The organism is Collinsella aerofaciens, assembly GCF_009876115.1.
GTDB classification, from domain to species: domain Bacteria; phylum Actinomycetota; class Coriobacteriia; order Coriobacteriales; family Coriobacteriaceae; genus Collinsella; species Collinsella aerofaciens_N.
Window position 1 is genome coordinate 353,429 of record NZ_WWSY01000001.1, and the last position, 23,274, is coordinate 376,702.

At 61.2% G+C, this 23,274-nt stretch carries 20 protein-coding genes, 2 tRNA genes and 1 pseudogene; 4 read left to right on the plus strand and 19 right to left on the minus strand.

All coding sequences use genetic code 11. From position 1 onward, the window contains the following. Positions 1-78: 78 nt before the first annotated feature. Together fdhF and GT571_RS01580 are read right to left on the minus strand one after the other, a co-directional pair. Complete coding sequence (gene fdhF / locus GT571_RS01575; RefSeq protein WP_161155021.1) at positions 79-2,301, minus strand: formate dehydrogenase subunit alpha; 2,223 nt, start codon at positions 2,299-2,301, stop codon at positions 79-81. 76 nt (positions 2,302-2,377) lie between these two features. Further along, positions 2,378-2,896 (minus strand): 4Fe-4S dicluster domain-containing protein, encoded by a 519-nt coding sequence (locus tag GT571_RS01580; protein WP_022095206.1) that lies wholly within the window; start codon positions 2,894-2,896, stop codon positions 2,378-2,380. Positions 2,897-3,322: 426 nt separating this feature from the next. Between GT571_RS01580 and GT571_RS01585 the strand changes: the two genes are divergently transcribed. Both GT571_RS01585 and GT571_RS01590 read left to right on the plus strand, forming a co-directional pair. Next, positions 3,323-3,646, plus strand: coding sequence for a type II toxin-antitoxin system RelB/DinJ family antitoxin (locus tag GT571_RS01585; RefSeq protein WP_158572492.1), 324 nt, complete (start codon positions 3,323-3,325; stop codon positions 3,644-3,646). After that, positions 3,639-4,094, plus strand: a complete 456-nt coding sequence (locus GT571_RS01590; protein WP_192934584.1) for a PIN domain-containing protein — start codon at positions 3,639-3,641, stop codon at positions 4,092-4,094. Before GT571_RS01585 ends, GT571_RS01590 begins: the two co-directional genes overlap by 8 nt. A 732-nt stretch (positions 4,095-4,826) precedes the next feature. Here the strand turns inward: GT571_RS01590 and GT571_RS01595 are convergent. From GT571_RS01595 to GT571_RS01670, 16 genes are all read right to left on the minus strand, one after another. Next, a tRNA-Gly gene (locus tag GT571_RS01595) sits at positions 4,827-4,900 on the minus strand. 6 nt (positions 4,901-4,906) lie between these two features. Further along, a tRNA-Pro gene (locus GT571_RS01600) sits at positions 4,907-4,983 on the minus strand. A 91-nt stretch (positions 4,984-5,074) separates the two neighbouring features. Beyond that, positions 5,075-6,433, minus strand: a complete 1,359-nt coding sequence (brnQ, locus tag GT571_RS01605) for a branched-chain amino acid transport system II carrier protein (protein WP_161155023.1) — start codon at positions 6,431-6,433, stop codon at positions 5,075-5,077. A 77-nt stretch (positions 6,434-6,510) separates the two neighbouring features. Then, positions 6,511-7,650: an aminotransferase class V-fold PLP-dependent enzyme gene (locus GT571_RS01610; RefSeq protein ID WP_161155025.1), complete on the minus strand. Its 1,140-nt coding sequence runs from the start codon at positions 7,648-7,650 to the stop codon at positions 6,511-6,513. Beyond that, on the minus strand, positions 7,647-7,898 hold the full coding sequence (locus GT571_RS01615) for a putative Se/S carrier protein (RefSeq protein WP_161155027.1): 252 nt from the start codon (positions 7,896-7,898) through the stop codon (positions 7,647-7,649). The genes GT571_RS01610 and GT571_RS01615 overlap by 4 nt, the downstream gene beginning before the upstream one ends. A gap of 19 nt (positions 7,899-7,917) precedes the next feature. Continuing rightward, positions 7,918-8,544 (minus strand): sulfurtransferase-like selenium metabolism protein YedF, encoded by a 627-nt coding sequence (gene yedF, locus GT571_RS01620; protein WP_055286145.1) that lies wholly within the window; start codon positions 8,542-8,544, stop codon positions 7,918-7,920. Between the two features lie 61 nt (positions 8,545-8,605). Next, entirely contained in the window at positions 8,606-9,655 is a 1,050-nt protein-coding gene (gene selD / locus GT571_RS01625; protein ID WP_161155029.1) for a selenide, water dikinase SelD, read from the minus strand. Then, positions 9,648-10,865: a glycosyltransferase family 4 protein gene (locus GT571_RS01630; protein WP_161155031.1), complete on the minus strand. Its 1,218-nt coding sequence runs from the start codon at positions 10,863-10,865 to the stop codon at positions 9,648-9,650. The genes selD and GT571_RS01630 overlap by 8 nt, the downstream gene beginning before the upstream one ends. A gap of 14 nt (positions 10,866-10,879) precedes the next feature. Then, positions 10,880-11,644 (minus strand): acyl-CoA dehydratase activase, encoded by a 765-nt coding sequence (locus GT571_RS01635; RefSeq protein WP_089571620.1) that lies wholly within the window; start codon positions 11,642-11,644, stop codon positions 10,880-10,882. Between the two features lie 50 nt (positions 11,645-11,694). Then, a complete protein-coding gene (locus GT571_RS01640; RefSeq protein ID WP_161155032.1) occupies positions 11,695-12,858 on the minus strand; it encodes a double-cubane-cluster-containing anaerobic reductase in 1,164 nt (387 codons plus the stop codon). Between the two features lie 154 nt (positions 12,859-13,012). After that, positions 13,013-14,296: a double-cubane-cluster-containing anaerobic reductase gene (locus GT571_RS01645; RefSeq protein ID WP_117584066.1), complete on the minus strand. Its 1,284-nt coding sequence runs from the start codon at positions 14,294-14,296 to the stop codon at positions 13,013-13,015. 431 nt (positions 14,297-14,727) lie between these two features. After that, complete coding sequence (locus tag GT571_RS01650) at positions 14,728-15,798, minus strand: sulfate/molybdate ABC transporter ATP-binding protein (RefSeq protein WP_161155033.1); 1,071 nt, start codon at positions 15,796-15,798, stop codon at positions 14,728-14,730. Positions 15,799-15,801: 3 nt separating this feature from the next. Then, positions 15,802-17,244, minus strand: a complete 1,443-nt coding sequence (gene modB / locus GT571_RS01655; protein WP_338400643.1) for a molybdate ABC transporter permease subunit — start codon at positions 17,242-17,244, stop codon at positions 15,802-15,804. 68 nt (positions 17,245-17,312) lie between these two features. Further along, positions 17,313-18,185, minus strand: a complete 873-nt coding sequence (modA, locus tag GT571_RS01660; RefSeq protein ID WP_161155035.1) for a molybdate ABC transporter substrate-binding protein — start codon at positions 18,183-18,185, stop codon at positions 17,313-17,315. Positions 18,186-18,389: 204 nt separating this feature from the next. After that, positions 18,390-18,869 (minus strand): MogA/MoaB family molybdenum cofactor biosynthesis protein, encoded by a 480-nt coding sequence (locus GT571_RS01665; protein WP_161155036.1) that lies wholly within the window; start codon positions 18,867-18,869, stop codon positions 18,390-18,392. 10 nt (positions 18,870-18,879) lie between these two features. Then, on the minus strand, positions 18,880-20,142 hold the full coding sequence (locus GT571_RS01670) for a molybdopterin molybdotransferase MoeA (RefSeq protein ID WP_161155037.1): 1,263 nt from the start codon (positions 20,140-20,142) through the stop codon (positions 18,880-18,882). 210 nt (positions 20,143-20,352) lie between these two features. Between GT571_RS01670 and GT571_RS01675 the strand changes: the two genes are divergently transcribed. Then, entirely contained in the window at positions 20,353-21,774 is a 1,422-nt protein-coding gene (locus tag GT571_RS01675) for a chloride channel protein (RefSeq protein ID WP_192934585.1), read from the plus strand. 86 nt (positions 21,775-21,860) lie between these two features. Next, positions 21,861-22,823, plus strand: a complete 963-nt coding sequence (locus GT571_RS01680; protein ID WP_161155039.1) for a diacylglycerol/lipid kinase family protein — start codon at positions 21,861-21,863, stop codon at positions 22,821-22,823. Between the two features lie 87 nt (positions 22,824-22,910). Here GT571_RS01680 and GT571_RS01685 read toward each other — a convergent pair. After that, positions 22,911-23,219, minus strand: a pseudogene (locus tag GT571_RS01685) (peptide chain release factor-like protein); the annotation flags it as partial. Positions 23,220-23,274 lie beyond the last annotated feature (55 nt).

A 23,274-nucleotide genomic window follows, 5' to 3' on the forward strand; every position in this document is an offset into this window, starting at 1 on the left:
CCCCACTTCCTTTCAAAATAACGGGCCGGGCTCCCGAACGTACGGGACGCCCGGCCCAAAAAGCCAACGAGAACGGGACTACACGATTTGATTCACGTGCGTCTCGTCGTCGAACTTGGCGGCACCGGGCTCAACGTCCTGGGGAGCGGCGGCGTCGACCAGAGCCTGCTTGAGCTCGGTGTACTGACGCTCGACTTCGCCCTCGGCCCAGACCTGGTCGGCAATGGCGTCGACCTGGCAGGCGGAGAACTTGTCCTCGGGCGTATGCGAGACCGGGTCGACCTTGTGCATGGTCAGCTCGTTGCACTTACCGATCCACCACTGGTAGGTCATATAGACCGTGCCCTTGTTGATACGGTCGCTCACGTCGGCGCGGCTGTATACCTGGCCGCGGCGGCTGTGAATCGAGACGATGTCGCCGTTCTTGATACCGCGCGCCTGGGCGTCCGCGGGATTCATGCGGACAAAGCCGGGCTCATCGGCAAGCAGCGCCAGCGTCTTGCAGTTGCCAGTCATCGAGCGGCAGCTGTAGTGGCCGACCTCACGGACGGTGCACAGGATGAGCGGGTACTCATCGTCGGGAAGCTCGGAGGGCGCCTCCCAGTCGTGCGCCATCAGGTTGGCGCGGCCGTCCTTGGTGGTGAACTTGCCACCAGCGAACATGTCGGGCGTACCGTGGTCGTTCACATCGGTGCTCTTGACGGGCCACTGGGCGTAGCCGCCCTCGGGAGCCATCTTCTCGTAGGTCGCGCCCACAAAGTTGGGGCACAGGCTAATGCACTCGTTCCAGATCTGCTCGGTGCTGTCGTAGTGCATGGGATAGCCCATACGCGTGGACAGGTCCGCGAAGATCTCCCAGTCGTGGCGGCACTCGCCCTTGGGCGGAACGGCCGCGTCAAAGTGCTGGAAGCTACGGTCGGATGCGGTAAAGACACCCTCGTGCTCGCCCCAAGAGGTAGCGGGCAGGATGACGTCGGCGAGCATGGTCGTCTGCGTCATAAAGATGTCCTGGCAGATGAACAGATCCAGCTCGGAGAGCGTCTTGCGCATTCCAGCCGAATCGGGCTCGGTCTGGACCGGGTCCTCGCCGTAGTTGTAGAAGCAGTGCACCTTGCCCTCGTCGACCAGATGGCCCAAGTCGGTGAGCTTGTAGCCCTCCTCGAGCGGGAGCTTTTCCTCGGGCACGCCCCAAGCCTTGGCAAACTTGGCGCGAGCGGCGGGGTCGGTGACTTTCTGGTAGCCAGGGTACAGGTTGGGCAGCATGCCCATATCGCAGGAGCCCTGGACGTTGTTCTGGCCACGCACGGGCGCGAGGCCGGAGTTGGGTTTGCCGATCTGGCCGGCAACGCAGGCGATGGAGGCGATGGTGTGCACCGTCTTCAGGTTCTGCTTCTGCTGGCATACGCCCATGCCCCAGCCAATGATGGCAGAGGGCTTCGCCGTGGCGTACATCTCGGCAGCTTGGTGGATCAGCGCGGGCTCGACACCCGTGATGTCCTGTACGGATTCGGGAGTGTAGTTCTTGATGGTCTCCCACCACTCGTCAAAGCCGTTCGTGTGCTCGGCGACGAATTCCTTGTCGTAGAGGCCATCGTTGACCAGACAGTTGGCAAAGGCGTTGAGGAACGCGACATTGCAACCGTTCTTGATCGGAAGGTAGATATCGGCGATACGCGCGGTTTCGATATGGCGCGGGTCGGCGACGATGATCTTGCAACCCTTTTCTTTGGCTCGCACGATACGCCTTGCGACGATGGGGTGCGAATCGGCAGGGTTATAGCCGAAGAGGAAAATGCAGCCCGCATCCTCCATACCGGGGATGGAGCATGACATGCAACCTGAACCAACCGTGTCCATCAGACCGAGGACAGTAGGGCCGTGTCAAGTACGGGCGCAGTTGTCCACGCTGTGGGTGCCGATGCACGCACGCGTAAACTTCTGCATGACGTAGTTCGCCTCATTGCCGCCGCCTCGCGAAGAGCCGGTGGTCATGACAGCGTTAGGACCATATTCGTCAATTATGGCCTGCATCTTAGATGCGGTGAAATCCAGTGCCTCGTCCCAGCTTACGCGCTCAAGATCCGCGCCCTTGGTGCGGCGGATCATAGGGTGCAGTACGCGAGGAGTCAAGATCTTGGTGTCGTTGATGAAGTCGTAGCCGCTCATGCCCTTAAGGCACAGCTCGCCCTGGTTGGTGATGCCGTTAAGCGGTTCGGTACCCACGACCTGGCCGTTTTGGACCAAGAGGTTAAACTGGCAACCGGCACCGCAGTACGGGCAGATCACTTTATGCTTCTCCATGACACCCTCCTTCCTTTCTCTGCTACCGATTAATCGGTACGTATTTGACAATCGTCGGGCCTGTATGGCCGCCCGCCTATGCCTCGTTTTCGATGGTGGCGCGGGCACGCTCGGCGGTCAGTTCCGCCAGGCGCTCCTCGTCTACCAGGGTGAGGCCCTTAGTCGGGCACGCCTCGGCACACGCCGGACCGCCGGGACGGTCCACGCACAGGTCGCACTTGAGCACGAAGCTCTTAGTCTGCGAACCCACGCGCACGTCGCCCATCAAGACGGGGACCTGCGTGGTCGCCACGCTCACGGCGCCAAAGGGGCAGGCCATGACGCAGCTCTTGCAGCCGATGCAGTTGTCCTCGTTGACGCCGATGCGATGGTTCTTTGGATCAAAGAACAAGGCGCCCGTGGGGCAGGCCTTGGCGCACGGGGCATCCTCGCAGTGATGGCAAGCCACCGGTGCGGAGATCTCGTACGTACGCGTCACGCGCAGGCGCGGTGCGGCGATGTTGCCGGGGATGTCGTGTGCCTCGATGCACGCTGCCATGCAGGTTTGACACCCAATGCAGCGCGAGGAATCGGCCACGACTCGTTTATTGCCCATGTTGTTCACTCCCTCCTGAATCCCATGCCGGAGAGACCCTGTCGACGTTGCCCCGGACCGCCCGTGGTCCGACATCGGCGTATCGAGCGCATGCGGCGAAACAGGCACTCGGTAGAATATCTCCAACGGTATACAGGTTAAATATACGCAGTTGCAGGGGGTAAACTTGAGTATAGGCCCTGCATTACGGGTGTATTGCAGGAGTTTGGGCTGGTTAGGATTATTCTCAATAGGATATAAAGGCGAGTGTATTACACGCGTACGCTGCAGAGATTTTTACGCGCTCTCGTTTTGGATGTACTACGCTTGTATTCGTGTTAATGGTTATCAACTTGAGTGAAATAAAGTAATCGTTATAAGATGCTCAAGTATCGGCACATGCCGCATTTGACCGACTATATTGCACGCTCATTAAGGGGGCCAGTGATGTCATCGACTCAAAAACGAGCCATCCTTCAGGTGCGCATTCGCGAGGAAGACAAGCAGCATGCCGAACGTCTCTACGACGCCATGGGCACATCGCTCGCCGAGGCCGTACGTCTATTTGTCGCGCAGAGCATTTTGATGCGCAAGCTCCCCTTTCAGCCGGTCGCCGTGCGCTCAAAGGACGGCACCGCCGCCTATGGATCGCTCAAAGCATATGGGGACCCCAATCGCCGCTCCAAGGAGCGCAATGTCTGGATTGAATACCTTGCTACAGAAAGCGACGATTCGATTTTGGGTCCCGAGGAAGTAGATATCCATGAGTAGCACCATCATCGACGAGACCGTCATCCTACGCTACCTGCTTGACGACGACGAAGTTCTGTCACCGCGCGCCGCCAAGGTCATCGCCACCCGCACCGCTCGTGTCTACCCCGAAATCATCACGCGCGTCGTGGTCACGCTGCGCGACGTCTATAAGGTTCCACGCGTTGAGATTGCTGCGGCCATGAAAAGGCTGATCGATGACGTCATGGTCGACGAGCCCACCGTTGTCGCCCTTGCCGTCAAACTCTTTGGCAAGACCCATATGGACTTTACCGACTGCCTCCTCGCAGCCCGAACAGCCATCTACAACGATGATGTCGTGAGCTTTGGCAAGCCCATCATCCAAGGCATGATCGATTACCGCCACAAGCGCCAAACCGCAGCCGAAGCCCGCAGCCGCAGCATCGACTCCACCATCGACAAGCTCCGCCACCAATCCCGCCACTAGCCCTCATCCCCACTCATAAGTTGCTGGAAAACAGTTCCTGGATTTAGGCTTATTCGGGCTTTTCTGAAACTACGTCACCGCAACTTCCAGGTTGGCAGCCCGAAACCGGCAGCCCCGGACCGCGAATCCTACTGTTCGCCACGAAATGGGCCCATCTACTACGTTTAACCGATTACCCTCGACCATACAGAAATCCGAAATATCAAAACAGCTGGTAGACGGCTTGCCGATTTTCCGAAACTGCTGCTATGGTCGACCCCTGCGGGCCAAACGTAGTAGATGGGCCGCTTTCGTGGCTCAACACCAGACCAGTCATTTTGGGGCAGGGCTTTTTTGGCCACATTTGCCAGCCGATCGCTAGAGCAGTCAAAAAGCCCGCTCCAAATTAGCTACCCCGGACTTCAATGGGTTCGCAAAAGCCAAAAGACAGTCCGTATTTCACCGCAACTTAGGAGGGGATATGGGGTCCCCGGCATGTATATGAAAATGGCTCTGGTCCCAAAGGGAGCAGAGCCATTCGTCTATCTTATGGAGCGGGCGACGGGAAGTCCAAGGATTTGCTTCGCAAATCCTTGTTTCGCTGCGGGCCTTTGGCCCTTGCGTGCTGCGCTGGAAAATGCTCACGCATTTTCTCAGCTCCGCACCCTGGCGGGTTCGATTCCCGTCGCCCGGCGCGTAAACGAAAACAGCTCTGATCCCCAAAGGAAACCAAAGCCGTTAAAACAATTCTTATGGAGCGGGCGACGGGAATCGAACCCGCGTCATCAGCTTGGAAGGCTGGGGTTCTACCATTGAACTACGCCCGCAAGATATGGTCGGGACGACAGGATTTGAACCTGCGACATCCTGCTCCCAAAGCAGGCGCGCTACCAAACTGCGCCACGTCCCGAAGGTGTTGAGCAGCTAAGGTCTAAACCTTGCGTGTCCCAAAGCGAAGAAAATTATAGGGGAGACTCCCCGCCTGTGCAAGCGCAGAAACCCTAGCTCCTCGAATGTGCGACAAACTTGCTGTGGAGCAGACCGATCACAAAGGCAACTACGGCGACCGGCGCCCACGCGGCACCGATGTCTGCCAGCGGCAGCACATCAAACGGCAGCCACGCGCCCGCAAAGAACGCGTCGCGAACCGAGGTGATCACACTCTGCACCGCAACAACGCCGCCGACCCAGACCCACACCTGCGGATGAGCGTCGCAAAAGCCGTGCACCAGGCCCATCAGTACCAGCACGATGGCAACGGGATACAAGGCGTTGAGCATGGGCACCGAGAACATGAGGATCACGTCGAGGCCCACGTTGGAGAGCACGCACGAAAACGCAGCGAACACAAAGGCGAGAACCGCAAAGGGACGGCGCATGGCCTCCTCAGAGGCCTCCGCTCCCCCTTCGACCACATACGTCTCGCAGAAGTAACGCGAGCAGCAGCTGATGAGGCCGATACACACGTTCATGCAGGCGAGGAAGAAGATGGCGAAGACCACGACCGTGCCGGCAAGCCCAAAATGCATGGAGGCCGAACGGGCGAGGATGGCGGCGCCGTTGGTAGCGTCGGGCATCACGGTGCCGAGCTGCATACCGGCAAGACCCAAGCCGCAGTAGATGATAGCCATGAGCACGCCGGCGATCACACCGGAACGCGAAATCTCAAAGGCCACGCGCTTGTCATCGGTAACACCCAACTCGTGGATGGTCTCGGCGATGATGATGCCGAAGGCGAGCGACGCGAGCAGGTCCATGGTCTGATAGCCAGTCAGAAAGCCCTGCACGGCAGCACCGGCATTGTAGGGGGCCTGCGGCGCGGCAGCCGGTCCCAGCGGCGAGATCACGGCAGCACCCACGACCAGCACGATGAGCGCAATGAGCGCGGGGCCCGTAATGCGGCCGAGCACGCGCGTGATGACGCCTGGACGCAACGTGAGCGCAAACGCGACGATAAAGAAGCCAACGGCAAACACCAGACGTGCCGTGCCGAGCGAAACGCCCTCGGGTAGCAGCGGCACCAGCATTTCGAACGCCGTAGAGCTTGTGCGCGGAATGGCCAGGCACGGACCGATGGCCAGGTAGACCGCCGCAACGAAGAATTCGCCAAACTTAGGATGCACACGCCCGGCCAGCTCGCGGGCCGTGCCGGCGAGCGCGACGGCGATAAAGCCCATAACGGGCAAACCGATAGCGGCAATCAAAAAGCCGATCATGGCAACTGGCGTGGCAGAACCTGCCTGCAGTGCCAGCAACGGCGGAATGATGAGGTTACCGGCACCAAAGAGCATCGAGAACAGCGCAATGCCGACGGTGACGACATGGTCGGAGCGCAGACCACGCGGGGCGGATGAGGCCATAGGCATACCTTTCGAGTCGAAACATAAACGGGACGGGCAAAAACACCCGTCCCGCAAGTATAAACGGTCTAGCAGCTTTAGCAGGCTAAATCGCGCAGAGCATCGATAGCCGTGTCGACTTCTTCGGTCGTGTTGAAATACCCAAACGAGAAGCGGACGACACCCTGGCGCTCGGTACCTAACGCGCGGTGCATGAGCGGAGCGCAATGGGCACCGGGGCGCGTCGTAATCCCCCACCCTTGCATGAGCTCGTCCGAGATCTCGGCAGAGTCGATATCGCCCACGTTGAGCGACACGATCGCCGAGCGCGCAGGTTGGTCAAACGCACCGTAAAGTACAATGCCGGGGATTTCGCGAGCGCCGGAGAGGAAACGTTCGGCGAGCGCGCGTTCGTGAGCTGCAATCGTCTCCACCCCGCCCTGTGCCTCGATAAAATCAAGGCCTGCGGAAAGGCCCGCTATGCCGTGACCGTTGAGCGTGCCCGCCTCGAGCCGCGTGGGCCACTCCATGGGCTGCAACGCATCGAAGCTGTGCACGCCCGTGCCACCCATGGCCCAGGGCGCCACGTCGACGTCCTCCGCCACGGCCAGGCCGCCGGTGCCCTGCGGGCCCATGAGCCCCTTGTGGCCGGTAAAGCACACCACGTCGAGCCCCATGGCCTGCATATCGATATGCGCCGTACCGGCAGACTGCGAGGCATCGACGATCACAAGCGCACCCGCGGCATGTGCCAAGGCCGCCACGCGCGCAATGTCGACCGCGTTGCCGGTCACATTAGAGGCATGCGTCACCACCACGGCACGCGTACCGGGCGTGACCAGCCGCTCGAGCTCGTCATAGTCGAGCACGCCGTTCGCGTCACAGCCCGCATGCTCAACGGTCACACCCCGCTCCACTGCCAGGCGGTTGAGCGGACGCAGCACGGAGTTGTGCTCGAGCACCGTCGTGACCACGCGGTCGCCGGGGCGCACCACGCCACAGATGGCGGTGTTGAGCGCCGCCGTAGAGTTGGGCGTAAAGCACACATGGTCCGCCCTCGGGCAACCTAAAAGGCGCGCGAGCTTGGCACGGCAACCGTGAATCGTACGAGCGGCATCGAGGGCACCCGACGTGGCGCCGCGCCCGGCATTGCCGAGCGAGCACATCGCCTGCGTCACGGCATCGATGACCGTCTGCGGCTTGTGCATGGTCGTCGCCGCGTTATCCAGGTAGATCATCGCACGACCTCCCACATATCAATCACGGTATAGCCCTCGGTGGGAACGCCCGCCGCGGCGAGTTCGCCGCGCAGCAGCTCCTCATCGGCAGGCAACGCTTTCCACGCCAGACCACAGCCGGCAGCGACCTCCCCGGGCACGGGAATCGTTCGCCCGGGAAGGCCACGCTCAACGCACAGGGACTCGCAGCCCATGGCGGCCGCCGTGGTGGGAAACGTGATGACAAGCGCCAGGCGCTTCTCCCTCATGGCAACTCCAACCAATACGCTACGGGCGCACGACGCGCACGGCCTGTTCCATCTTCTCCACGATCACGTACATGTTCGTGACCTCGCCCACCGCAAGCTGGTCTTTAATGCCATAGTGGTCGAGGCAGGTACCACAGGTGAGAATCTCGACACCCTGCTCGGCCAGGCCCTTCAGGTCGTCGAGCACCGGCGAGCCCTCAACGGTGAGCTTGGCGCCGCCGTTGTAGAACAGCATGGTCGCGGGCAGCTCCTCCTGCTGCGTCACGGCAAAGATAAACGCCTTCATGAGCTTGTGGCCCAGCTCGTCGTCGCCGCGGCCCATGCAGTCGGTGTAGACGGAAATGACGAGCTTGCCCTTGCCGGCGCTGGCATCACAGAAGGCAGCGCCATCCTGCTCTGGATCGGCCACGGCAACGGCGCCAGAGGTCGCCACGGTCACGTGCCACTCGGCGTCAGAAACCTTCTCGACCGAGGCCGTGCAGCCCTTCTCCTGCGCCATCTTGGAGATGTTCTTGACGGCGGTCTCGTTGTCGACCGAGGTCACGACGGCGCCCTCGCCATCGAGCTGCTTCAGAGCTTTGAGCGTCTTGACGACGGGCAGCGGGCAGGCATCGCCCATGGCATTGACTTCAATCTTGGTAGACATAGCAAATTCCTTTCGAAAGAGCCGTTCTAGAGAACGGCAAACAGTTACATAAACGTGCGGGCTAGCGAACAACGCGGACGGCAGGACCGCCCGGCTCCGCCTCGCACACGCGCCCGACAACGGCCGCGATGCGCCCCTCGGCATGCAGGCGACGCGCAAGCCCATCCACATCGGCTGCAGGCGCCGCGATGAGCAAACCGCCCGAGGTCTGCGGATCGTACAGCGCATCCAACATGCCCGGCCCCAGGTCATCGTCGGCCGCCACGCGCGGGCCAAAGAAGTCCTGGTTGCGGTAGGCACCGGCAGGAATAATGCCCAGACGCGCCATATCGAGCACCTGGTCAAAGAGCGGCACCGCCCCCGACGCAAGTTCAATCTGCACGCCCGAGCCCTCGGCCATCTCGCACGCATGCCCGATCAGGCCAAAGCCCGTGATGTCGGTGCAGCCGTGAAGCTCGAGTCCCTCGGCCAGGCGAATCGGGGCCTCGTTGAGGGTACGCATCGAGTCAAACATGGCTGCGGCCTCGTCCTGCTCGATGAGCTCGCCCTTAATGGCCGTGGTGATGATGCCCGAGCCGATCGCCTTGGTCAGCAGCAGAACATCGCCCACGCGTGCGCCGCTGTTGGCGAGCATGTGGTCGAGTGGCACAAAACCGCTCACGGACAGACCGTACTTGGGCTCGTCGTCGTTGATGGTGTGACCGCCCGCGATGGAGCAACCCGCCTCGACGCACTTATCGGCGCCGCCCGCCAGAATCTGACCGGCAACCTCAACGCCCAAGCAACTGGGTATGCAAAGCAGGTTCATGGCATGGCTCGGCCGCCCGCCCATGGCGTAGATGTCCGACAGCGAGTTGGCCGCAGCGATCTGGCCAAACAGGAACGGGTCATCGACCATCGGTGGGAAGAAGTCGATGGACTGCACGAGCCCCAGGTTCTCCCCTACGCGGAAGACGCTCGCATCGTCGGAGGTATCGAACCCCACGAGCAAGTTGTCGTTATGCACATTGGGTAAGTCGCCCAGGACCTGGGCGAGGGCTCCGGGAGCCAACTTAGCAGCTCAACCGCTCGCGGCCGTCATGGACGTGAGCCTCATGGTGTCCTTAGCCATACGAACCCCCTTCCAACAAATCAACGACTTTAAGTATACGCGCCAGGCACGCTTCCCAAGAGACCGCCGACGGCTCGAACGTCGAAAGCGGCGCCGCAAGCGCCTGCGCGATAGCATCTGCCAGTGCGCGCTCAAACAACGGAAGGTCGGCCGCCACGGGCGTGTCGACATCCGTCATACGCGGCGACGCCACCCACGTCACGGGAGCACCGGGAAGCATCGCCTCCATCCAGGGACGAACGCCGGGCAAATCGGTCGCCACAACTTTGCAGCCGCACGCGAGGGCCTCGATCGTCACGAGCGGCAGACCCTCGTAAAACGAAGGCAGCACAAAGACGTCGGAACTGCGGTAGGCACGCACGAGCCCATCGCTATCCAGGCGCCCCGCCAGCGTCACCGGCACATCCGAGGCCGCGGTCAAGCGCTCGATACGCGCGTACTCGGCATCGTCCCCGCGGCCGCCCACAAGTACCAAGCCAGATGGGCGGACGCCATCGTCAATCGGCAATGACACAGCTCGAACCAGCGACTCGACGCCCTTTTTAAAGCAAATCTTGCCCACGTACACAAGCGATCCCGGCTGCCTCGCCACGCTTGCATCGCGGCAGAAGACGCGATGGTCGTAGCCCGTCCCAATCACGTGGATGCGATCGGCATCGACGCCGCACACCAGGTCAATCTGCTCAGCCTGCTCAGCATGGAGCGCAAAGACGGCATCGAGCCGACGAACCGCACTTACGATGCGATCGCGTTCGAGCGTATGCGAACACAGCTGGCGCAGGTCGGTCGAATGACACACGGCAACAACCGGCACGCCTCGGACGCACTCGCGCGCCAATGCGGTCACCAGATACAGGTGATGGCAGAGCACCAGATCGGGCCGAAACTCAGCCACCGCTCGATCGATTGCAGCAGCAAATGCCCGCTCAAATGCCTTGAGCATCGAAGGCGTCAGATCACGATAGCGTGTGGAGGGATAGGGCATGACATCGGACATGCCACAGATGGGAAACGGCAGCTCGGGCGACTCGAACGGTACGGCAAACACGGCAGCACGCCGGTCCAGCTCGCCTTGGGTATCACCCGGTGCCGCGCCGCAAAGCACGGCGGCGCGATGCCCCGTCTCGATCTGCTCGCGTACGAGCGCGGCAAGGTAGGTGCCGCTGCCGGTGCTATCTGGTTTTTGTGCCGAGATATTGAGGATGCGCATGTCGCGGTACACCCCTAGGCCAAGGCGGCGGCGCGGACAGCCGCGCCGATCGCTCCGGCAAAGCGAGCCTGGGGCGAGGTGGTCACCGGCGACCCCAGTAGCTCGCCCAACCGCTCCACCACGAAGGCGTTCTCGCACAGGCCACCGGTCAGGTAGTACGGGGCGCCCGCGGCCTGTCCGGCCATGGTCGCCACGCGCGAGACCACGCTGTCGATCACGCCACGCGCAATGTTCTCGCGCGGCTCACCGCGACCGATCAGGCTGATGACCTCGCTTTCGGCAAACACCGTGCACATGCTGCTGATCTTGGTGGGCTCGCCGGAACGCGCTAGGTCGGCCATCTGCTGCTGGGAAATGCCTAGGCGGTCGGCCATGATCTCCAGAAAGCGCCCCGTGCCGGCGGCGCACTTGTCGTTCATGGCGAACTTTGCCACGCGGCCGCCCTTGAGTTGGATGACCTTGGTATCTTGGCCGCCCACGTCGATCACCGTGCCCTGCTCGCCAAACAGGCGGACCGCACCGGCACCATGGCAGGTGATCTCGGTCACTACCTTGTTGGCATAGGGCACCGCGACACGGCCGTAGCCAGTCGCGACCACGCGAACATCGTCGCCCGTCACGTCATAGCCGGCTGCGGCGAGTTCACCGCGTAGGCGCTCGGCCGCATCGACCGACGAATACCCCGTCGGCATGACGCAGGTCCACGCAATGGCGTTGTCCGTCTCCACCACCGCAGCCTTCGCGGCCGTCGAGCCTATGTCGATACCAATGCCAACCACGGCATCCTCCTTCTATGCGGCAAAGCAGCTATCCCTTTGCCGCATTTGTCCTACAGGGTCTCGATAAAGGCAGCAATGCGCGTCTCGATCTGGCCCATGTCACCGTTGCTGTAGTCGGTCTCAATCTTCATATACGGAATACCCGCGCCCTCGACAGCCTCCTGCATGCGCGCACTCTCCACGTTAAAGGTGTGGCAGGCCTGTAGCACGCTCTCTACCACGCCATCGACATGATACTTCTCGCACATGGCCAGCGTGTTTTCCATACGACCATCGTTGGGCGTCATGACCGAGCAGTTGATGTCCAGGTAGCGGTCGGCGATGGCACGCAGGATGTCGGGAGCCTCCGGATCGATCATCATGGCCGCCGTGCGCTCGCCCGAGCAATCGTCCATGCACACGACCACGCCGCCATTGGACTCGATGGTACGACCGATCTTGTTGATCACGCCGCCCACCGGGCAACCAGTGATCAGAATGCGCTTGGCATCCGCTGCAACCGGGCGCTCGCCTGCGTCGTAGGCCTCGCGCAGCTTGGCGACCTTTTGCTCCAGCTGCTGCGTATAGGCCTCGATATCAAAGCTGAACGTACCGGCAAACATGGTGCTCATCAGGTCGACGCCGCTCATGGCCGCCGGCTGGTTGGCTTGCAGTGCAAACATCTCGAGCTGGGCCGCACGCAAGCGGTTGCGACGACGGACGGCAGCGCGCAGGTCATCGTCGGTAATCGTGATGCCGTAGAAGCCCTCGAGCTCCTCCTTGAGCAGGCGGCACTCCTCGTACCAGCCTTCACGCTCGTAGGCACGATCGCGACCCTGCGGAAGATGCAGAATGTGCGTGCGCTTGAGCTCGTTGAGCAGTTCGTACATCTTCTTCTTGCCGTCGCAGGTGGTCTCGCCGATGATCATGTCGCTAAAGTACGTAAACGGGCACTTTTGCGAATAGGCAAAACCATACGTAGACTTGATGAGCGGGCACAGGTTTGCCGGCAGCACCTTCTCGGCCTCGGGAATCACCTCGTCGGACGTACCACACAGAGCCACGCTCGAGGCGCCCGCGGCATCGATAATCTCGAGCGGCGTATAGCTGCACAAAAAGCCGACCAGGCGATTACCCGCCTGCTTATAATCCTTGACGCGAATAAACGCCGCCTTGCGTTGCTCGTTGAACTCCTCAAACGTGGACGGCAACGGCTGCTCAATATTATCCGACATATAACTCCTTAACAAACCTTTTAACCAACCAAGGAAACGGCTTTCCCAGGTGCCCGAGGTTGCCGTGAAAGAGGAGCGTCGCGTACTTTGGTACGCAAGCGACGGTTTGAACAGCAAGATCGGGTGCCTGGGGAAGCCGCCGGGACGAATAGTCCTAAATGGTTTCCAAGAAAGCCTCAATCCTGGTTTGCAGTTGGCCTGCATCCTCGCCGGCGTAGTCGGTCGTGATGTGCATAAATGGAATGCCTGCCTCCTCGGCGGCCTTCTCCACGGCAAACGACTCCATCTCGTAGAGCGTGCAGAACTGCAGGGCCACGTCGACGATGCCGTCGGCGTGCAGGTCCTTGGCCATCTGGACAATGTCCTTCATACGCTGGTCGTTGGGCGTAAAGACGGCGCAGTTGATCTTAAAGTAGCGCTCGGCGATGGCATCGAGCATCTCGTCAACCGTCTCACCGGACTCGTCGACCAGGTCCTTGTAATAGCGCGAACCCGTGCAGGACTCCTCGCCTACCACAACGCCGCCGGCCTTCTCGATGAGGTTGAACAGCTTCCAGTTGGGCACGGCCATGGGCGTGCCGGTGTACAGGATGCGCTTGGTCCCCTTGGGCGCCACGCCCTCGCCGGCCTCGACACGCTGCTCGCACTCAGCCGCCATATCGTTGATGGCCCCGGTCAGACGCGGCGTGTCGTCCATAAAGGCGGCCTGAACGGTCAGCAGGCTGTCGAGACCGCTGATGGGCGCTGGGTCGGCAGCGCGCGTGGCAGCGAGGCGCTGCAGGGCACGGCGCTTCTCATTGACGGCGTGGATGGCGGCTTTCAGACGCTCAGGCGTAATCGTGACGCCGCACTCTTCCTCGATCTTGGCGGCGAGCTTCTTGACCTCGGCCTTCCAGGTCACAAGCGTCGACTCGTCGTGTACGTTGGGAATATCCATGACGTACATGTTCTTTTGCGTGGCAAAGAACTCGTAGGCTTTCTTCTTGCCGTCGCAGGTGTTCTCGCCTACCACCAAGTCACTCGACTCAATGTAGGGGCAGACCTCGCCCAGCTTAAAGCCGGCAAAGCTCTTGATGAGCGGACAAGTGTTGCGCGGCAAGTGCTCCTCGACCTTGTCGGTCGCCCAATCGGCACCCGAGCACAGACCCACGGGGATACCGTCGCAGGCGAGCACAATCTCCTCGGGCACGTAGACGCAGAAGCTGCCCACGATCTTGGTGGCCTCGCCGGCCTCCTTCTTGTCGAGCATCTCCTTAATACGACCGCTGTGGATGTTGGTGGCGACAAAATCCAGGTAGGACGTGGACTTGGGGCGATTGTTCTGCGTCAGGAACATATCGCCGTACATCTGGCCCACGGCGCCCAGCAGCATGTCGTGGTCGGCAAGATTCATGCCGAGGCTCTCCCACATCGGATGGAAATCAAATTCTTCAGCCATAACGGTTCCCCTCTCGAACCAAAAACGGATAACAGCGGTATCGATGCACGACGGACGGCGATTGCCCGACCGTGCTCAAACCCGGAATTTTAGGGAACCTGCTTTGCGGTCGATTATTTAGTTGTGCGTCGTCTCTCCCGGAGCCGTGAACATACCTGCTCATATGCGGCTCCGAGCCATATATAGGGCACGCGCGGCAACGCGGCGAATGTATGTCGTCTGCGGCATGTGCGCACCCTCCTTTACAAGTTGAGGTCAACTATACCAACGGTCATCGACCATGCGAACACCGTTGACATTCGTACGACAGCGTCGTGTGCCGTCGTTTAATAAATAATTATCTTGATTGATAAGAGTTTGTCATTCCTCATTCGGCGAACGGCAAAAACAAAGCCGCCGAGGCTTATATTCCCCGACGGCATTACCCGGCGCTATCGACAAACCAAATGGATCCTGCTGGCATCAAAATGCATGCGCAGCGTCTCGCCTGCTTGCGGCAGCTCGTCGACAGGCATGCGCACTTTGTTGACCTTCCACTGCAGGCGCGTCGGCGCGTCGGCGCGCGGCACGTCCAGCAGCACCAGGCGCTCAAAACGTGAATCGCTCACGCGGGCCACATGCAGGTCGTAGCTGTTGCGACCCCGCTCAGCACGGTTGTCCACATGGAAGTAGCTCGCACGAATACCCAGGTACGCCACGTTATCGGGAACCTCACGGCCCACGTTGAAGGTCATGCCCCAGTCGAGGGCCTCAACTTCTTCGTCGCCGATCTTGCGCGCGCGGCTCGTATTCTTGCAGCCCGTCAGGCGCAGCGCAGCCAAGGTTTGCGGCCGGCGGACCACGTCCTCGACGGAGCCGATCTCCTCCATATGCCCGTCGTGCATCACACAAATGCGCTCGCACAGACGGCACGCTTCGTCGATGTCGTGGCTCACGTAGAGCACGGTACGGTTGCACACATCGAACAGGTCGAGCATGTTCTGTTCGAGCGCGCTCTTAAGATAGGAATCGAGCGCGCTCATGGGCTCGTCGAACATAAAAATGCCCGGATGCGCCGCCACCATGCGCGCAAGCGCCACGCGTTGCTGCTGACCGCCCGAGAGGCGCGCGGGGTAGCGGTCGGCAAAATCGGCCAGACCGAAAATGCCCAGATAGCGCTCGGCGAGCTTTTTGCGCGCGGCGGCGTCACCCGCATCCTTAACACCGGCGCATACGTTATCGGCCACCGTCATGTTGGGAAACAGCTGATAGTTCTGGAACAGCAGGGCGCATTTTCGCTCCTGGGGCGACAGGTTGATACCCGCCGCCGAGTCAAAAAAGGTCACGCCGTTGACGACGATCTCGCCCTCGTCGGGTGTCTCCACGCCGGCAATGCAGCGCAACGTGCAGCTCTTGCCGCAACCCGAGGCGCCCAGCAGCGCCACACGCTCCTCGCCGGCATCGAGCTGAATGTCGAGGGTAAAGCCCGGATAGCGCTTTTTGATATCCAGAACGAGCGACATGGCTTATCGACCTCCCTTTGCGACCGCGCCATCGCGCATAAGCTCGGCCAGCGCCTCGCGATCGATACGCAAGGCATCACCGCCCACCGGGTCAAGCGAATCGCCCTGTCCGGCGAGCTCTTTGGCCTGCTTGCGCTCCGCACGGAAAAGGCCCCGCTCGCGATACTTTTGAGAATGCGCCGTGTACATGTTGATGAATAGGATGACCAGGAAGCTGAACGCTATTACGACCACGACCCAAAAGAGAGCCACCGACGTATTGCCGCCCATCCACTCAAAGTAAATCGCAATGGGAATGGTCTGCGTAATGCCGGCGTAGTTGCCCGCAAAGAACAGCGTGCAGCCAAACTCGCCCATCGCGCGAGCGAAGGCGAGCACCGTGCCCGCCGCGATTGAGGGCCAGCCGAGCGGCATCATGAGCTTGGCAAAGATGCGACGTTCGGACCACCCCAAGGTTCGCGCGGCGTCGAGCATCTGCGTGTCGAGGCTCTCGAAGGCTCCGAGCGCCGTGCGGTAGACCAGCGGAAACGACACAACGACAGCCGAAATGACCGCCGCGGGCCAGGTAAAGACGATCGAGATGCCGTGCGCGATGAGCCATTGGCCCACCCCGGTCGAGCGGCCAAACAGCATGAGGAGCAGAAAGCCGCAAACCGTGGGAGGCAGCACCATAGGAATCGTAAAGACCGAATCGAGCAGGCCCTTGATGCGACTCGAGGTACCCATAGTCTTCCACGCGGCAAACAGGCCCAGTGCAAAGGCAATCACCAGGGCAAGGCCGCTCGTTTTGATAGACACCCAAAACGGGCGGTAGTCGATGCCGCCTAAAAAGGAGGCCAGAGAGGTCAAGGGCCCCTGCTCATCCCGCAACACGACAGACGATGCCTCTACCATTTGAGCGCTATCAAGCCAACGCGCGCCGCCCTTGGCATCACCCGAGGCCGATGCAATCACCACATAGCGGTCCCCATCCGCACCGCGCTCGTCAAAGTCATAGGTATACCCGCCGGCATCAAACGTTGTTTCCGCCGTAACATACCAAGGAAGATCAACGTCCCCTAGCTGCGCACCTCCCATGGAGTTTGCGCTGTCGAGCTCGCAGACGAGGGCCTTGAGACCCGATACGCACTCGTTGTCCTGCGGATCCAATCCAAACTTCTCGACCGCCTTGGGCGATATCCACACCACAACGCGATCGGCAGCAGGCACCACTACAAGGTCCACGTCCTCGTCAACGGGAAACCGGAAGCCCTCAGGCTGGCCCTCCATGGCACGAGCGGTCCCCTTGGCCAACCGCTCAAAACCCTCGATCCCATAGGAAAGCCCATGAGCGGTCGCAGCAACCTGGGCCCCGTCCTCAGCGTCCCCAGCAAACGCAAATCCCGGCACCCAGCAAAGCGCGAAGGTCAAAGCACAGGCGACAAGCATGCGGAATCTATTAAGCACGAAAAGCTCCAAGCGAATACAAGGACGGAGTGAAACACAAAACGATGGAATTATCGCGCCAAGCCGCACTACGCGGAAAGCTCAAAGCCGTACTTAGCCCAAATCTTCTGAGCCTTCTTGTTGGACAGACAAAAGTCGATGAACGCCTTAGCCTCGTCGGCATGTTCGGAGCTCTCGGCAACGGCGCCCGGATACACGATGGGCTTGTGCGAGTCCTCGGGGCACACGAAGGCCTCCTCGATGCCGTTGTAGCGGTAGATGTCAGAGCTGTAGACAAAACCGGCAACGCAGTCGCCTGTGGACACATAGGCGGCGGCGGTACCAACTTTGTCTGCCAGCGCGACCTTGTCGGCGATCTCGGGCGCATACTCGCCGTCGTCGCCCTCGGTGCCGGTATAGAGGCCCACAGAAGCCAGCGCCTGGTTGGCGTACTTGCCGGCGGGAACGGTCTTGGCGTCGCCCATGGCGATCTTGCCGTCCAGATTCGCGACGTCGGCGATGGCCTCGACCATGGTGTCGGAGCCCTCGGCGCGAATGATCACAAGGTCGTTGACAAACATATCCTCACGGGTGCCGGCGTCGACGAGCTCGGCGGTCTCAGCGTCGTCCATGGTGCCCTTGGAGGCCGTGATGAGCACGTCGACGGCGGCACCGGCGCGCATCTGCTCGACAAGGTCGCCGGACGCTTTGAACTGCGTGTCGGCAAACGTGGTGCCGGTCTGCTCGGTGTAGAGCTCCTGGACCTCGGGCAGAGCCTTCTCGAGAGAGTTAGCAGCGAAGACCTGAAGCTCGACAGCCTTCTTGGACGAAGTCTTGGCGGAACCGGCATCGGAGCCAGTCGACTCAGGTGCCTTATTGTCGGAGCAGCCGGCAAGGCCAAGGCCAGCAGCGGCGACAGCAGAAAGCGAGACGAATCCGCGGCGAGAAACCATATCGAACATGTTCAACCCTTTCGAAGACTACACCCGGGCGCCCCGCCGCGAGCTTTGTTCTGTTACTAGATTATACTTTCACGCGAATAATGTTTCTGATGAATAGCTCTCGCCCGATAATTTTCTTTTACCAATAACCGCGAGACGGCCCGCACCGTCACTGCATAAAAAGGCGGAGCAGCCCGTAGGGTTACTCCGCCGCAGGTAGTGCGCTTATTTGGCATGCCCGCCGCCCGCCGTCATTTGGGCCGCATGCTCCAGCTGATCGCTCACGGCCTCCCAGCTTTCGCGGGCCGCTTTCGTGGATCCCGGAAAGTTGATGACAAGCGTATGCCCACGTTGCATGCACACGGCGCGCGAGAGCATGGCGCGGCGCGTCTTGGTCATGGAGTACGCACGGATTGCCTCTGCAATACCCGGCACATCGCGCTCGCAGACGGCACGCGTCGCCTCGGGCGTCACATCGCGCATCGAAAGCCCCGTGCCGCCGCAGGTGAGCACGACATTGGCGTGGCACTCATCGGCGGCTTCCACAATGGCATCACCGATCTCGCTGACGTCGTCGCGCACGACCACATGCGAGGCGACCGTCCAGCCCTGCGCCTCGATAAGTTCCTCGAGTGCGGCTCCAGCCTCGTCCTGGGCTAGATCGCGCGTATCCGAGCACGTCACGATCGATATCTTCAGCTCCATCGCATTCCTCCTACAACACGGCGCCCTCGGGCAGATCGACGCGAACAACGTCCACGACGTCGCCCGCCTTGAGGTCGCACGGCCCTTCTTCAATACGCAGTAGGCAGTTGGCCCGCTGCATCGTGCCGAGCAACGCCGAATTCTGCGTCTTGGCCTCGGTCACCAACAGCTCACCGGTCTCGGGGTCGCGCAAAACCGTGGCGCGATCGAAGAAGCGGCGATGCTGTCGCTTTTTCACGCCGTGAGTGAGCGTCGCCTGCTGCACGGGACGCGCACCCTCGGCAAAGCCGCGCATCTTGCGGATCGCCGGACGCGCAAGCATCTCAAAGCCTACATACGCCGCGGCCGGATTGCCTGAAAGTCCCAGGCAGGGCTTACCCCCGAGCAAGCCAAACGTGATGGCCTTGCCCGGACGCATCGAGATGCGATCGAACAGCACCTCGCCCTCGCGCCGGACGAGCGCCGTCACGTAGTCGTAGTCGCCTGCCGAGGCGCCACCGCTCGTAATGACAAAATCGCACTCCAGCACGGCGCGATGCACCAGCTCGGCAATCGTCTGCTCATCATCGGGCGCAATGCCGTAGAACACGGGCTCGGCTCCTGCATCGAGCGCTTCGGCCATCAACGCCGACGAGTTGGAGTCGCGAATCTGCCCGCGCGCCGGCACGTTGCTCGGTGCAACCAGTTCCGTGCCCAGCGAGATGATGCCCACACGCGGGGCAGCGTGCGCCTTCACGCTCGCGTATCCGGCGCTTGCCAGCAGACCCGCGCCCGCCGGAGCCACGACCTCGCCGGCGTGCATCACAACGTCGCCGGCATGGGCCTCTTCGGCGGCAGAGCGAACGTTCTCCCCTACCTTGGCAGGCGCCGAGAACCTCACACGCGAGCCCTCGTTGCCGTCACCGTCGAGCACGTCGACGATCTCGTATTTCACCACGGCATCGGCACCTTCGGGTACCGGCGCGCCCGTCATGATGCGAACCGTCTCACCCGCGCCGATTGCGCCCTCAAACACATGGCCCGCGGCCTCGTGTCCGATAACGTTGAGCGTCACCGGCGCCTCGCCAGATGCCTGCGCCAAGTCCGACGAGCGCACGGCATATCCGTCCATAGCGCTGTTGGCAAACGGCGAGATGTCGATATCGGCCACCGCGTCCTCGGCCAAGGGAAGACCGACGGCCTGCCACACGGGAATCTCGACAACTTCGGTGCGATTCACGTGCGACAAGACGATCGCCTGCGCGTCCTCCAACGGAATGAGTTTCTCAGCCATATACACCTCTAGCATGCAGCGGCGCGCAACAAAAGCGCCGATTCTTTATGTTTCTCTCAGTATAATCCCCGCCGCACGACGGCGACTTGGCCTGTACCCGCAAATACATCTGTCGGCCGCAAGCCGCGAAACAAAACCAAAACCAACCCACCGGCTCGTCGCGTTTACCGCGTTTTATAATGCTCGTGTTGCAACCCAAAAGAGGAACGTATGACTTTTACCGACAAACCCGAAAGCGCAAACGAAGCGCAGGATCATTCTCAGTCGCTCGACGATGGCGGTTTTTTCTCCCTGAACGACGTCATCATGGCCGGCAGGCATCAGCTCACCCGCTCCGAGCATCTCTTGGCCGCCGACACGCGCCGCAACGCCCGCAACCTACTCGCGAGCGCCAAGTTGCTCACACTCGTCGTCATCGTCTCGCTCGCCATGGGCGTTGCCGCCTGGGCGTTTTTGACCTCGCTGAATATCGCAACCGACTATCGCGAGCACCATGCATGGGTCTACGCCTTGCTTCCCGTTGTGGGCGTTGCCACCGCATGGGTGTACAAAAACCACGGCCTTGCCGCCAAACGCGGTAACAACCTGGTCATCGACTCCGCTCTGGGCACACGCCTCATCCATATGCGTATGGCCGTTCTCACCTTCGTCTGCTCCACGCTCACGCACCTAACGGGCGGATCTGCCGGTCGCGAGGGGGCCGCGGTGCAGATTGGCGGCACCATCGCCAGCAACATCTCGAACCTCGCCCACCTCAAAAAACATGACCACCACGACCTCATGCTCGCAGGCATCTCGTCGGCCTTTGGCGCCGTATTCGGCTCGCCCCTTGCTGGAGCTTTCTTTGGCATGGAGATGTGCTTTATCGGCAAAATCGACTACACCGCGGGCATCTACTGCCTGGTCGCCTCGTTTACCGGCTACTTTACGTCACTTGCCTTGGGAACCGAGTACGAGGCGAATGTCATCGCCAGCGTTCCCAACATGACACCACGGACGGTTGTCATCGTTGTTATCAGCGCAATTATCTTCGGTCTGACGGCACGCCTCTTTGCCTGGTCGGTTCGAACCGTCAAAAGCCTTTACGGTCGCTTTATCACCAATTACCTTACTCGCGCACTCGTGGGCGCACTCGTGGTTTTGGCCGCCTATGCCCTCCTTGACGCCTGGGACTACGCCGGCCTTTCCACGTGGCTTTCCGGCGCCGGATTTGCAGGCAACACCACCTTGGCGGACGCAGCCATCAAGTTGGTCGTCACAGCGCTTACCCTGGGCGCGGGCTTCCAAGGTGGCGAGGTCACGCCCCTGTTTGGCATCGGTGCGGCACTCGGTGGCTGGATCGGTTGCCTTACCGGGCTTGACCCCAGTTTTCTGGCGGCTCTCGGCATGCTCGGCGTGTTCTGCGCCGGCCTCAACGTGCCCATCACCACCTGCATGATGGCCATCGACCTGTTCCACGGCACGGCCGCCGGGTTCTTTGTCATCGTGGCCTTTATCAGCTACCTAACCGGCGGACACCGCGGCGTGTACCCCGCCCAGCGCATCATCTCACCCAAGCGCCGCTCGCTTATTGTGGATGAGGGCGGTACGGTAGCGGATGCTATCGAGCGCCACAACGACCTGATAGAGTAGATGTAATAATCGCCGTGCAGCCACAATCGGGGGCAATTCGACCTGAGCGCGACCGCACTGTCATGTCACACGCCGGGAGTCGCCCCATGCACGCAACTGATTTTGGTCGCACGCTCATCATCGCCAACCCAGCCGCCCAGTCGGGTGCGGCACGCGAAGTTGCCGAGCGCCTGCAACGCTTTTTGGATATGACCGCGCGCGCATCCCAGTTTGACCTGGTGCTAACCGAGCACACGGGACACGCCAAGGAGCTTGCCGCACAGACTCAGGGCTATCGCACCGTTATCGCACTCGGCGGCGACGGCGTGATCCACGAAGTCGTCAACGGGCTTATGACGCAAAAGGAGGACGCCCGCCCCGCTCTTGCCGTCCTGCCCGTGGGCTCCGGCAACGATTTTGCCCAGACGCTCGATATCGAAGATTTCTCCGGCAAGGATTTTGGCGCGCTACTCACCTGTGAGCTGCAGCGTCAGGACATCGGGCGGATTCGCTCATGGAACCCCGCAAGCGGCAGCGGCGAGGCGATCGTCGAGTATTACGACCAGACGCTCTCCGTCGGTATTGATGCCGCCATCGGCCTTGGCACCACCGAGCTGCGCAAAAAGACCGGCTTGACGGGTGCTCCGCTCTACACCCTTTCGGGACTTGAGCAGTTTGGCCTGCGCTATCGCAACTACCCCATGACAGTCAGCTTTGACGGCGCGCCCGCCGAGCGCGTGAGGGCGATCATCATGGCGATTCAGCTTGGTCCTACCTATGGCTCGGGCTATCGCATCTGCCCCGATGCCGACCCCTGCGACGGCATGCTCGACGTCTGCTACGCCTGCGGCCCCGTCCCTCGCGCGGTAGCCCTGCCTATGTTCCTTTCGGCCAAGGACGGCCACCATACCAAGTTGCCACCGGTTCGCATGCGCCGCTGCCGCCATGCCGAGCTAACTTTTGAGGAGCTCGACTACCCCATCCAGGCCGACGGCGAGCCCATCGTCGCCTCGCGCATCGAAGTCGACATCCTACCCGGCGCCCTCCAAGTCTGGCACCCAACCCGCTAACCCCACCTAAGTTGCGGTGAAATAGGGACTGTTTATGCAGCTAAAGCCGCGAAACAGTCCCTATTTCACCGCAACTTATTGAGAAGATCATTCCTCCCCGCCCGGCTTGCGACGGTTGGCCTTTTTAATCGCGTTGAAGTGCTTGTCATTGAGCCTGCGCTGGCGAGAGCGCAGAGGCACCTTAGTCTTTACGCGTCGGCGCGGTGGACGCCCGCGACGCTCCAGCTCAGCGCGCAGCTTACGCAGACAGCTCGCGCGATTCTGAAACTGACTACGGCTCTCGCGCGCCGTCACGACAATCCCCGTGGGCCCATGCTTCATACGCACCGCCGAGTCCGTCGTGTTCACGCCCTGCCCGCCCGGACCCGTCGCGCGAAACACCTGCACCTCGCAATCGCGCGCCAACTCCTCGGCCGACATCTCGGCATAGCGCGCATACTCGCGCCATCCC

Bases quoted from the DNA above. Each gene is read 5' to 3' on its own strand.
- GT571_RS01580 (WP_022095206.1), bottom strand. From the start codon at position 2,896: ATGGGCAATAAACGAGTCGTGGCCGATTCCTCGCGCTGCATTGGGTGT.
- GT571_RS01610 (WP_161155025.1), bottom strand. From the start codon at position 7,650: ATGATCTACCTGGATAACGCGGCGACGACCATGCACAAGCCGCAGACG.
- GT571_RS01590 (WP_192934584.1), top strand. From the start codon at position 3,639: ATGAGTAGCACCATCATCGACGAGACCGTCATCCTACGCTACCTGCTT.
- GT571_RS01630 (WP_161155031.1), bottom strand. From the start codon at position 10,865: ATGCGCATCCTCAATATCTCGGCACAAAAACCAGATAGCACCGGCAGC.
- modA (WP_161155035.1), bottom strand. From the start codon at position 18,185: ATGTTCGATATGGTTTCTCGCCGCGGATTCGTCTCGCTTTCTGCTGTC.
- GT571_RS01645 (WP_117584066.1), bottom strand. From the start codon at position 14,296: ATGGCTGAAGAATTTGATTTCCATCCGATGTGGGAGAGCCTCGGCATG.
- yedF (WP_055286145.1), bottom strand. From the start codon at position 8,544: ATGTCTACCAAGATTGAAGTCAATGCCATGGGCGATGCCTGCCCGCTG.
- GT571_RS01665 (WP_161155036.1), bottom strand. From the start codon at position 18,869: ATGGAGCTGAAGATATCGATCGTGACGTGCTCGGATACGCGCGATCTA.
- brnQ (WP_161155023.1), bottom strand. From the start codon at position 6,433: ATGGCCTCATCCGCCCCGCGTGGTCTGCGCTCCGACCATGTCGTCACC.
- GT571_RS01615 (WP_161155027.1), bottom strand. From the start codon at position 7,898: ATGAGGGAGAAGCGCCTGGCGCTTGTCATCACGTTTCCCACCACGGCG.
- GT571_RS01650 (WP_161155033.1), bottom strand. From the start codon at position 15,798: ATGTCGCTCGTTCTGGATATCAAAAAGCGCTATCCGGGCTTTACCCTC.
- GT571_RS01670 (WP_161155037.1), bottom strand. From the start codon at position 20,142: ATGGCTGAGAAACTCATTCCGTTGGAGGACGCGCAGGCGATCGTCTTG.
- GT571_RS01640 (WP_161155032.1), bottom strand. From the start codon at position 12,858: ATGTCGGATAATATTGAGCAGCCGTTGCCGTCCACGTTTGAGGAGTTC.
- GT571_RS01680 (WP_161155039.1), top strand. From the start codon at position 21,861: ATGCACGCAACTGATTTTGGTCGCACGCTCATCATCGCCAACCCAGCC.
- GT571_RS01585 (WP_158572492.1), top strand. From the start codon at position 3,323: ATGTCATCGACTCAAAAACGAGCCATCCTTCAGGTGCGCATTCGCGAG.
- GT571_RS01675 (WP_192934585.1), top strand. From the start codon at position 20,353: ATGACTTTTACCGACAAACCCGAAAGCGCAAACGAAGCGCAGGATCAT.